General features: G+C 71.2%; 9 protein-coding genes and 1 pseudogene. 5 read left to right on the top strand and 5 right to left on the bottom strand.

Annotated features, from left to right (window positions below):
- The first annotated feature begins 354 nt into the window (after nt 1-354).
- Nucleotides 355-2604, top strand: coding sequence for a helix-turn-helix domain-containing protein (locus ACZ4Z1_RS41810; RefSeq protein WP_468491957.1), 2250 nt, complete (start codon nt 355-357; stop codon nt 2602-2604).
- On the opposite strand, the gene ACZ4Z1_RS41805 is transcribed toward ACZ4Z1_RS41810, so the two are convergent.
- A complete protein-coding gene (locus ACZ4Z1_RS41805) occupies nt 2585-3565 on the bottom strand; it encodes a nucleoside hydrolase (RefSeq protein WP_468491956.1) in 981 nt (326 codons plus the stop codon). The two genes, ACZ4Z1_RS41810 and ACZ4Z1_RS41805, sit on opposite strands and share 20 nt — an antisense overlap.
- 465 nt (nt 3566-4030) lie before the next feature.
- Complete coding sequence (locus ACZ4Z1_RS41800) at nt 4031-4924, bottom strand: alpha/beta fold hydrolase (protein WP_468491955.1); 894 nt, start codon at nt 4922-4924, stop codon at nt 4031-4033.
- An 88-nt stretch (nt 4925-5012) separates the two neighbouring features.
- Between ACZ4Z1_RS41800 and ACZ4Z1_RS41795 the strand changes: the two genes are divergently transcribed.
- Entirely contained in the window at nt 5013-5201 is a 189-nt protein-coding gene (locus tag ACZ4Z1_RS41795) for a hypothetical protein (protein WP_468491954.1), read from the top strand.
- A gap of 21 nt (nt 5202-5222) precedes the next feature.
- On the opposite strand, the gene ACZ4Z1_RS41790 is transcribed toward ACZ4Z1_RS41795, so the two are convergent.
- Together ACZ4Z1_RS41790 and ACZ4Z1_RS41785 are read right to left on the bottom strand one after the other, a co-directional pair.
- A complete protein-coding gene (locus tag ACZ4Z1_RS41790; RefSeq protein ID WP_468491953.1) occupies nt 5223-5420 on the bottom strand; it encodes a hypothetical protein in 198 nt (65 codons plus the stop codon).
- A 142-nt stretch (nt 5421-5562) separates the two neighbouring features.
- The gene (locus ACZ4Z1_RS41785) at nt 5563-5979 is read right to left on the bottom strand and encodes a hypothetical protein (RefSeq protein ID WP_468491952.1); all 417 of its coding nucleotides are present in this window, start codon (nt 5977-5979) and stop codon (nt 5563-5565) included.
- Nucleotides 5980-6084: 105 nt separating this feature from the next.
- On the opposite strand from ACZ4Z1_RS41785, the gene ACZ4Z1_RS41780 reads away from it, so the two are divergent.
- Nucleotides 6085-6675, top strand: a complete 591-nt coding sequence (locus ACZ4Z1_RS41780; RefSeq protein ID WP_468491951.1) for an ATP-binding protein — start codon at nt 6085-6087, stop codon at nt 6673-6675.
- Between the two features lie 14 nt (nt 6676-6689).
- Here ACZ4Z1_RS41780 and ACZ4Z1_RS41775 read toward each other — a convergent pair whose 3' ends face one another.
- Nucleotides 6690-7442, bottom strand: coding sequence for a type 1 glutamine amidotransferase (locus ACZ4Z1_RS41775; protein ID WP_468491950.1), 753 nt, complete (start codon nt 7440-7442; stop codon nt 6690-6692).
- Nucleotides 7443-7824: 382 nt separating this feature from the next.
- Between ACZ4Z1_RS41775 and gcl the strand changes: the two genes are divergently transcribed.
- Both gcl and ACZ4Z1_RS41765 read left to right on the top strand, forming a co-directional pair.
- Nucleotides 7825-9603 carry a glyoxylate carboligase gene (gene gcl, locus ACZ4Z1_RS41770; protein WP_468491949.1) on the top strand — a complete coding sequence of 593 codons (1779 nt, stop codon included), beginning with the start codon at nt 7825-7827 and terminating at the stop codon, nt 9601-9603.
- A 101-nt stretch (nt 9604-9704) separates the two neighbouring features.
- Nucleotides 9705-9799, top strand: a pseudogene (locus ACZ4Z1_RS41765) (hydroxypyruvate isomerase); the annotation flags it as partial.

Below are 9799 nucleotides of genomic sequence, written 5' to 3'. Positions count from 1 at the left end.
GCACGCGCCGCTTCAGCTCCCGCTCGACGTCATACCGGCTCTGCCCGGTCGCCTCGGCGTGCGCGGTGATGGCGGCCTGGACGGCCTCGGCGGTGTCGGTGGTGAGCGCCCCGGCCTGGACCTCGTCCCAGGCGGCCGTCTCCAGCTTGATCAAATCGTCTGTGAGTTCGATAGTCACTGGCTGATTCTATGCGGTCGGGGCCGAATCCCTTCGTAGTCGCTGCGGCCCGTGCTTACAGCAGGCCCTCGGTGCAGCTCGATGACATTCCGAAGGTGCGCGGGCCCCGAGCCTGGGGATACCGCGCAGGCGTTCGGCATATGACAATGAGCCACACCGACACGAGGGCAGGTGCCATGAGCAACCCGGCCGGGGCGCAGAAATTCGGAGAGGTCCTGAAAAGACGCAGGTCAGCGGCAGGGTACTCGTGCCGTGGCCTAGCGCGGGCCCTGCCCTATACGGCTGGCTGGATCAGCCGCATCGAAAACGGCAAGGTACCCCCCGGTATTGAATTCGCCCAGCACTGCGACGCGCTCTTGGGCACGGGGAACGAACTGGTGGCACTCGCCATCGCTGCGCAGCCGGACGCGCACGGGCTGTTTCGCCCCTCACAGCTCCCGCCAGCGGCAGGGCACTTCATCGGCCGTGCGCAGGATCTGGACGTGCTCAACAGCTACCTGTCGGCCCCGGGGCGAGCAGACGCTGCCCTCACCATTGCCATCGATGGCCCGGCCGGGGTTGGGAAGTCGACGTTGGCTGTGCAGTGGGCGCATACGATCGCTGACCGGTTCCCCGGCGGCGCCTTCTTCGCTGACCTTCAAGGCCACGCCCTCGATGGCACGCCGGTTGAGCCGACATCCATCCTCGAACGCTTTCTTCTCTCGGTTGGCATCGAAGCCGTGAGAATCCCGCCGGGCCTTGAAGAACGCGCCGCCATCGTTCGCACACTGGCGGAAGGCCGACCCACCCTCGTCGTCCTGGACAACGCGGCCGGAGCTGAGCAGATCGAGCCATTGCTGATCGGCGCGCCGGGGAGCGTCGTCATCGTGACGAGCCGGCGTCGCCTTACCCGCCTGACGATGCGGGCCGGCGCACACCGCATCTGCCTCGCTCCGATGCAGCCGCACGAGTCCGCTGACCTGCTGCGGTCGGTCATCGGCCCCCGGGCCGAATCGGACCCGGGCACTGTCGAAGCGCTGGCCGAGCGCTGCGCCCACCTGCCGCTCGCGCTGAGAATCGCTGCGGAACGCCTGGCCGCCCACCCGCATCGCTCCGTGGCCAGCACCGTCGCCGAGCTGGACGCAGACCGGCTGGACGCGCTCGCGGACGCGGACGACCCCCACCTGGCGGTTCGGCCAATACTCGCCGCTTCCTACCGAGACCTCCCACCCGACGTCGCGAGAGCGTTCCGCCTGTTCGGCCTGTACCCCGGAGTTATGATCAGCACCAGCGCGGCGGCAGCTCTGCTCGGCTGTGCCGCTGCCCGTGCCCGGCGCCAGCTCGACGCCCTGGTGGCGGTGCACCTGCTGGAGGAGACTGCCCCGGACCGGTTCCGTGCCCACGACCTGCTGCGCGAGTACGCCGCCGAGCTGGCCGCTGATCTCAGCGAGGAGAGTCGTACAGCGGCAGTGGCCCGGCTCGTGGGCTGGTACGCGCACACCGTAGACCGAGCCGCCTACGTCATCGCCCCGCAGCGCCCGATCGACCTGCTCACCAGCCCACCCGCCGGGACGGAGCCCCTGGGGTTCATCGCGCCCGAGGACGCGTCGCAGTGGTGCGACGACGAGGCGGAAAACTTCCTGCCCGTCGTCCGGCTCGCCTCGCACTACGGCCTGCCGGCAGCCTGGCAGATCCCGACGAGGCTGTGGAACTACCTGCTCGTCCGGAAGCCCTGGACCTTATGGATCGACAGCCACGAGGTGGGGCTCCAGGCCGCGGTCGCTGCCGGGGACCGCGAAGCGGAAGCGTGGGTTGCCTTGAACCTCGCGGACGGGTGGCGCCAGACCGGCGACACCGACCGCGCCCGGCACTATGCCCAGGACGCCCTTCGCATTCGAGAGCAACTCGGCGACCGTCACGGACAGGGGTGGTCTGAGGCGTGCTTGGGTTTCGTCGCCATTGACGAAGCGGAGCCGGAGCAGGCCCTTACCCATTTCGAAGCGGCTCTGAGCCACTTCGAGGCGTCGGGCGACCGGCACGGGCGGAGCGTGCTTCTGGCCTGCCTCGCCGAGACGCACGCTCAGCTGGGAGACCGCGGCCGTGCGCAAGAGGCTTTCGACGCGTCACTCGCCCTCGCCCGGGAGCTGGGGGATCACTACGGCGAGGGAATGCTGTGGGTCCGGCGCGCTGGCGCTCACCGGGCCCGCGGGGAGTACGACGACGCGCTCTCTTGCCTGGAGGCCAGCATCACCAGCCGCCAGGCCGCCGCGGATGAGTGGGGTCTCGCGGACGCCTACGAGCAGCGGGGTGACATCTTCGCCGAGCAGGGGCAGCCGGATCGGGCGCTCGACTCCTGGCGGCGCGCGTACGGCATCTTCCTGGCGCTGGAGGACCCGCGGGCGGCGGCGCTGCGGGAGCGGGTCGGAGCTACGCCGCCGGAGCCGTGAGGGCCTGGCGGACTCGGTCCATCGCGGTGGCTGCGTTTGCGGTCACCGCGATGCGTATGGGGCGGCGCCCGTCGGTGATGCTGGACATCTCCGGCGGGAAGCCCACCCTCGCGTCGACGAGGGTCGCGCCGCGGGCGTGGCCCGCCAGTTCGACGACGACCTGGCGCTCCTCGTACGTGGCCAGCGCGGGGTCGAGCATGATGGCGGCGGTGAGCGGATCGTGCATCACGCATCCGCGGCGGCCGTCGGTGACCCGCGCGTGCATGGCGAGGTAGTCGTCGAGGATCTGCGTGGCGTACCGGGCCGCGGGCGTACCGGTCGCAGCGATCTGGTCCAGCCACTCCCCATCCACCCAGGCGCCCGCGGTAGTGCCCATCGGCACCATCGTCATGGCGAACCCGGCCCGCATCACCTCTTCCGCCGCTTCCGGGTCGTGGCCCACATTCGCGTCGGCCCAGGCGCTGAGGTTCCCGGGGCCCTGGATGGCGCCGCCCATGAAGACGATCTGGCGAAGTAGCGCGGGCAGTCGCGGCTCCAGACGCAGCGCCACCGCGACGTTCGTCAGGGGAGCGAGCGCGAGCAGCGTCAGCTCTCCCGGGCGCTGCCGGGCCAGGCGCACCAGCTGCTCGGCCGCGGACTCGGTGACCGGCCGCCGGGCGGACGGGGGGCCGGCGTGCCCGCCGAGCCCGTCCTGCCCATGTACGAACTGGCCGGTGGCGAGCGCTTGCTGGAGCGGGCCCGGCGCGCCGACGGCCACGGGCACGTCGGTGCGCCCGGCTATGTCGAGTATCCGCAAGGCGTTCTCCGCCGCCATCTGCGTGGGCACGTTCCCGTGGATCGCGCCGACGGCGACCAGGTCCACATTCGGCTGTGCGGCGAGGTAGAGGAGGGCCCAGGCGTCGTCCACGCCGGGGTCCGTGTCGATCACGACGGGCAGGCGCGCGGGGGCGGGGTGGGTCATAGGGGACTCCTCAAGATCCGTAGACCCGACGAGTCTTACGCACAGCGAAAACAGGCACCAGTGTTTCTTCCGTTGCTCAACAGGTAAACACTGCCGCACGGCGTGCGTGTCCGGAACAGTGGTTGATGAGCCGAAACGGCCGCTGAGTGCCGGGGCACTGCATCGGGTGGCCCCCTCGCGTCCCGGCACAGGTGATCCTCCTCCATGCCACGGAGGAGGATCATCGGCGTTGTGTCTCGGTGAGCAGGTCAACCGCACGAACTCGGTGATACACCGTTTTGCCCCCCTGGGAGAAATATGGGAGACGATCTTGCAGCTAGAGCCCGGGGCAACATGGAAGCAACCCGGGGCAACACCCAATGCGTGAGGTCCGTGAGCTGGCAAAACGGGAAACTCCACTGCCCACCAATGCGCCCGCGGCCATTTACACGATCTTCGAAGGGACGAGCGAGATCCAGCGGCTGGTCATCGCCCGGACGGTGGCGGGGGTGCCGATCCGCTAGCGGACGCCGCCCGCTCCTCCGTGACGCTGCCGAGGAAGGCACGGACCCGGTCGAGCCAGTCCGCCCGGTGGGCGGCGTTCATGAGGTGCCCCGCGCCGGTCAGTTCGGTGAACGCGGCGCCGGGGACACCGTCGGCCAGGCGGCGGGTGGTGGCAGGCAGCACCATACGGTCCCCCGTGGGGGACACCACGAGCGTGGGTACGGTGATCCGTGCCAGATCGCCGCGTACGTCCACCCGGCCCACCAGGTCGAAATGGCCCAGCGCGGGTTCCAGGCCCGCCCGGGTCTCCGCCACCCGGGCGTCGATCTCCGCCGCGGACAGCTCGGCCAGTTCCGTCTGCGACAAGCAGGACAGGCAGGCCAGCCGGGCCGCGGTGGTCAGCTCTCCGCTCCGGCCCAGGGTCCGGATCAGCTGGGCGGTCAGCCGCAGCACGGGATCGGCGGCGGCGAATCCGGCGGTGAGCACGAGCGCCGTGATCCGGCCGGGGTGCCGGGTCGCGGCCCGTACGGCCACCGCGCAGCCCAGCGACTCGCCGATGACCGGGAAGGTGTCGTGTCCGGCGGCTGTCGCGGCGGCGACCAGCTGGTCGGCCAAGTCGTCGAGTTGCAGCGGCCGGTCGGCTGCGGGGGTGCCGCCCGCGCCGGGGTAGTGCGGGCCGATCACCGTATGGTCCCGCGCCAGGTCGTCGAGCACGAGGCCGTAATTGCCGAGCACCCCCGCGCCCGCGCCGTGCGCGAGCACCAGTGCCGGTCCGTTGCCTTGGATGATGACCTCGCGGGAAGGCGCCGGAGCGACGGCAGGTGAGGAGGGTGGCTGGAGGCCCGTTGTCATGGGCAGGGATCGTTCAGTGGTCATGCCCGTGACGCTAAGCTTTGACATCAGTGTCAGGGTCAACTGGCAACTGGCAACTGGCGTCGGGGCGCTCCGCGTCCGGGGAGGCGCCGTGGACGAACAGCCCGCCGTCCTCATGGCCGGCGCGATCGGGCTCGCGGCGCGGTGCTCGGCGCCGCGGCGCGGGCGCTGGCCGATCAGGTCACGGGAGCGCCCCGCCGGCAGCAGGACGGGCATGCACGCCCGCCTCGGCGACTCCGCCGCCTGCCGCGACGTCCTGCTGCGCGACGGCGACAGCTGAGCGGGCGGCGCTGTCGGCCGGTCAGGCGGCGGCCTCCTGCCGCGGCACCACCTTGAACACGTCACCGTGCGCGGCGTACACCACGTGCACGTCCTCACCGGCGGCGCGCAGCACCTCCACCACCGCGTCCAGCATCGGCAGCGACCGGGCGCTGCCCGCGGGCAGCTGGCGCGGTAACGACACGGCAGGCGCGCGAACCGGTTCATCGACGACGTTCATGACATCAGCCCCATCTCGGCACGGAACATCCCCCCGTCGGCACTACCGCGCCGTCGGTATGGCCAGCTTCGGACACGGCGATGAACAGAAGCTCAACGGTTTGTGCGGCGGCGTCAATCCGCGCAGGCCGGACGTGTTTCCGTCAGCATCGGCGTTCCCGCCAGGGCAGGTTCTCGGGGGTGTGCGGGTCGGGATGCGTACGGGCGAGGAACGCCTCGTCCAGGGGCACGACGAGAGTCCGGAGTTGGCGCGCGCTGCGGCGGGGGAGGGCGTGCAGCGCGAGTTCCAGCTCGGCGCGCCCGTACCGGCGGTCGCAGCAGAGGCAGACGTGACAGCCCGTGTCGGCCACATGGCGGTTCGGGATCTTGGCACAGAGGCGGCGGCCGGGCACTCGGATTTCCGGGCGCCGCTGCCCGGACGGCAGTGGACGTTCCGGCCGGTGTCCGGTCGGTACCTGACTCCGGGCCGCCGTGAGGCTGTCGGTGCCGGGGAGCGGAGCGTTGGCCGCGGGGAGCAGGAACGTACGCGGAACGGCCAGCTTCATCAGCAGCTCACGCATGACCGGTTCGCTGCCCGTGAGGTGTACCGCGCGGCCCGGGCGCACCTTCTCAGGCCCGTGAATTCGCTGGCGAGACGGGTGCGGCCGGCCTCAGCATGGCCGGTGATGCAGCCCACGACAGAGATCCTGGTCCTGTGCGGCGCCGCCGGGGTCGGCAAGTCCACGACGGCGTACGAGGTGTCCCACCAGCTCGGCCGCGCTGACGTCCCGCACGCCCTGATCGACTCCGACCAGCTGGACCAGGTGCACCCCTGGCCGCCGCCCGGCCTCGGGCCGAGCGAGCTGTCCCGCCGCAACCTCGCCGCGGTCTGGGGCAACCTGGCCGCCGTCGGCCACACCCGGCTGATTCTGACGGGTGTGTTCGTGACGCTGGAGCGGGAGTTGGCGTGGATCGCCGATGCCGTGCCCGGCGCCGGCATCACCTCCGTACGGCTGACGGCCGACGTGCCCACTTTGGAACACCGGGTCCGCTGCCGCGAGATCGGGTCCGAGGCGGAGGACCAGCTCGCCCGTACGCTCCGGCAGCACGCGGCCCTCGATCGCCCGGAGCCGCCGGGCACCACGGTGATCGACACCACCGGGCGGACCGTGGCCTCCGTGGCGTGCGAGGTGATCGGGGTGTGGTTCGGCGGGGGAGAGGGGAAGGGGGAGGGGAAGGGCGGAGCCGGTCGGCGGAGCGGTGGTGCTGTCCCGTAAGGCCTGACGGGCAGTCAGAGTCCGGCGCGCTCCATGAACAGCGTCCGCAGGTGTGCCAGGCTCCGCTCGGCCAGGGGGCGCAGGGCGGGGGCGGCGGCCAGGGCGTCGGCCCGCAGCCGGGCCGTGGCGTCAGGGCCGAGGGCGTCCGCGGCCTCGGTGGCGAAGGACGGCTCGGCGAGCCACTCGTCCAGGAGTCCGGGCGTGACCTCCAGGTGGAACTGGATGCCCCAGGCGGCCGGACCGGCACGGAACGCCTGGCACTCCGTGCTGCCCGTGCGGGCCAGGACGCGGGTGGCGGGGCCGGGCACGATGCGGTCGCCGTGCCAGTGCAGTACGGCGGGGGCGTCGGCCAGCGGCCCGACGAACGGGTCGGCGCGGTCCACGTCGTGCAGCGCGGACCAGCCGATCTCGCAGTCCCGGCCGAGTTCGGCACCGGTCCGTACGGCCAGGTCCTGGGCGCGGGCGAGGAGTTGGGCGCCGAGGCACACGCCCAGCGTCGGGACGCCGGACCGCAGCGCGTCGGCCAGCAGGTCCCGCTCCACCTTCAGCGCCGGGTACTCCGTCGTGTCGTCGGCGTTCATGGGGCCGCCCATGACGACCAGTCCCGCCAGGCCGGACAGGGGCGGCAGGTCGTCCGCCGAGGTGCCCGGGGTGTCGACCAGGTTGCGGATGTCGGCGTGGAGGCCGCTGCCGTCCAGTGCGTCCAGGATCAGGCCGGGCTTCTCGACCTCGATGTGCTGGAGGATCAGGACGGTGCGCGGGGGCATGGAGCGGTCTCCTGGGTGGGACGGCGGAGCGGATGCGGGGCGACGTTCAGCTTAACGTGCCTGGTCATGGCGGTGCCGCCGCCGGAGCGGCCGACCGTCCAAGCTCTGTTCCGCCTCTGGCCTTTCGCCTTCCCTCCCCGTCTGCTTCACGTCTCGGCCCTGCCTCGTCCGAGCGGCGCGCGGGCGTGGGCGGGGTGCGTCGGACCCAGGCCTGCCGGGTGTCCCACTCCGCGGCGATCCCTTGACGGCTGCAAGGAGGCGCTCTACTTTCTTCCATACTTCCGTAGAGTAGAAGCTAATTTCCGCAATGCGGAACAGTGCAGCTCACGCTTCCGCCTCCGGGCCGGAGCGCGATCCCGACAGGCCGACGCAGGAGTACTCGATGCCTCGAATGACCGCCGCCCGTGCGGCTGTGGAGATCCTCAAGCGCGAAGGCGTGACCAACGCGTTCGGTGTGCCGGGCGCGGCGATCAACCCGTTCTACGCGGCGCTGCGGGCCGGTGGCGGCATCCACCACACGCTCGCCCGCCACGTCGAGGGCGCCTCCCACATGGCCGAGGGCTACACCCGCGCCCACCCCGGCAACATCGGCGTCTGTATCGGCACGTCCGGGCCCGCCGGCACCGACATGATCACCGGTCTGTACTCCGCGACCGGTGACTCGATCCCGATCCTGTGCATCACCGGCCAGGCACCGACCGCGGTGATCCACAAGGAGGACTTCCAGGCCGTCGACATCGCCTCGATCGCCGCCCCGGTCACCAAGGCCGCGACCACCGTCCTGGAAGCCGCCCAGGTCCCCGGCGTCTTCCAGCAGGCGTTCCACCTGATGCGCTCAGGGCGGCCCGGCCCGGTCCTGATCGACCTGCCGATCGACGTGCAGATGACGGAGATCGAGTTCGACCCGGAGACGTACGAGCCGCTGCCGGCGCACCGGCCGAAGGCCACCCGCAAGCAGGTCGAGAAGGCCCTCGCCATGCTCAACGCGGCCGAACGCCCGCTGCTCGTCGCGGGCGGCGGCATCATCAACGCCGACGCCTCGGACCTGCTCGTCGAGTTCGCCGAGCTGACCGGCGTCCCCGTCATCCCCACCCTGATGGGCTGGGGCACCATCCCCGACGACCACCGCCTCAACGCCGGCATGGTCGGCCTGCAGACCTCGCACCGCTACGGCAACGCGACCTTCCTGGAGTCCGACTTCGTCCTCGGCATCGGCAACCGCTGGGCCAACCGCCACACCGGCAAGCTGGACGTCTACACCCAGGGCCGTACCTTCGTGCACGTCGACATCGAGCCCACCCAGATCGGCAAGATCTTCGCCCCGGACTACGGCATCGCCTCCGACGCCAAGGCCGCGCTGGAACTGTTCGTCGAGGTCGCCAAGGAGCTGAAGGCCGCGGGCGCACTGCCGGACCGCGGCGAGTGGGCCGCCTCGGCGCAGCAGCGCAAGGCCACGCTCCAGCGCCGTACGCACTTCGACGACGTGCCGCTCAAGCCGCAGCGGGTGTACGAGGAGATGAACCGCGCCTTCGGGCCCGAGACCCGCTACGTCACCACCATCGGCCTCTCGCAGATCGCCGGCGCCCAGATGCTGCACGTCTACAAGCCGCGCCACTGGATCAACTGCGGTCAGGCCGGGCCGCTGGGCTGGACCATCCCGGCCGCGCTGGGCGTCGCCACTGCCGACCCCGACGGGAGCGTCGTCGCGCTCTCCGGCGACTACGACTTCCAGTTCATGCTGGAGGAGCTGGCGGTCGGCGCCCAGCACCGCATCCCGTACGTGCACGTGCTGGTGAACAACTCCTACCTCGGCCTGATCCGCCAGGCCCAGCGCAACTTCGCCATGGACTACCAGGTCACGCTGGAGTTCGAGAACATCAACACCCCCGAGCTGGGCGTCTACGGCGTGGACCACGTCAAGGTCGCCGAGGGGCTCGGCTGCAAGGCGATCCGCGTCACCGAGCCGGACCAGCTGCTGCCGGCCTTCGAGGAGGCCAAGAAGCTGGCCGCCGAGCACCGGGTCCCGGTGGTCGTCGAGGCGATCCTGGAGCGGGTCACCAACATCGCGATGAGCGGCACCGACATCGGCAGTGTCAACGAGTTCGAGGACCTGGCCACCGAGCCGGGCCACGCGCCGACCGCCGTCGTGCCGATGAGCTGAGCCGGGCGGGGCGGGGGCCGTGCCCGCGGCCTTCTCGGCGCCCGGCGCCGCCCCCGCCCTCTCCGCCTCTTCACCCCGCTCTACGAAAGGACGGCCTCGTCATGGGTTTCTCGGACGCGCGTTTCAACGTCAACCTGTCGATCCTGTTCACCGAGCTGCCGTTGCTGGAGCGGCCGGCGGCCGCCGCCGCTGCGGG

Source organism: Streptomyces sp. NPDC030165 (assembly GCF_055573595.1).
Note: the sequence above shows the minus strand (reverse complement) of the source record. Positions and strands in the feature narration are given on the sequence as shown.

Bases quoted from the DNA above. Each gene is read 5' to 3' on its own strand.
- ACZ4Z1_RS41810 (WP_468491957.1), top strand. From the start codon at position 355: ATGAGCAACCCGGCCGGGGCGCAGAAATTCGGAGAGGTCCTGAAAAGA.
- ACZ4Z1_RS41805 (WP_468491956.1), bottom strand. From the start codon at position 3,565: ATGACCCACCCCGCCCCCGCGCGCCTGCCCGTCGTGATCGACACGGAC.
- ACZ4Z1_RS41800 (WP_468491955.1), bottom strand. From the start codon at position 4,924: ATGACCACTGAACGATCCCTGCCCATGACAACGGGCCTCCAGCCACCC.
- ACZ4Z1_RS41790 (WP_468491953.1), bottom strand. From the start codon at position 5,420: ATGAACGTCGTCGATGAACCGGTTCGCGCGCCTGCCGTGTCGTTACCG.
- ACZ4Z1_RS41785 (WP_468491952.1), bottom strand. From the start codon at position 5,979: ATGCGTGAGCTGCTGATGAAGCTGGCCGTTCCGCGTACGTTCCTGCTC.
- ACZ4Z1_RS41780 (WP_468491951.1), top strand. From the start codon at position 6,085: ATGCAGCCCACGACAGAGATCCTGGTCCTGTGCGGCGCCGCCGGGGTC.
- ACZ4Z1_RS41775 (WP_468491950.1), bottom strand. From the start codon at position 7,442: ATGCCCCCGCGCACCGTCCTGATCCTCCAGCACATCGAGGTCGAGAAG.
- gcl (WP_468491949.1), top strand. From the start codon at position 7,825: ATGCCTCGAATGACCGCCGCCCGTGCGGCTGTGGAGATCCTCAAGCGC.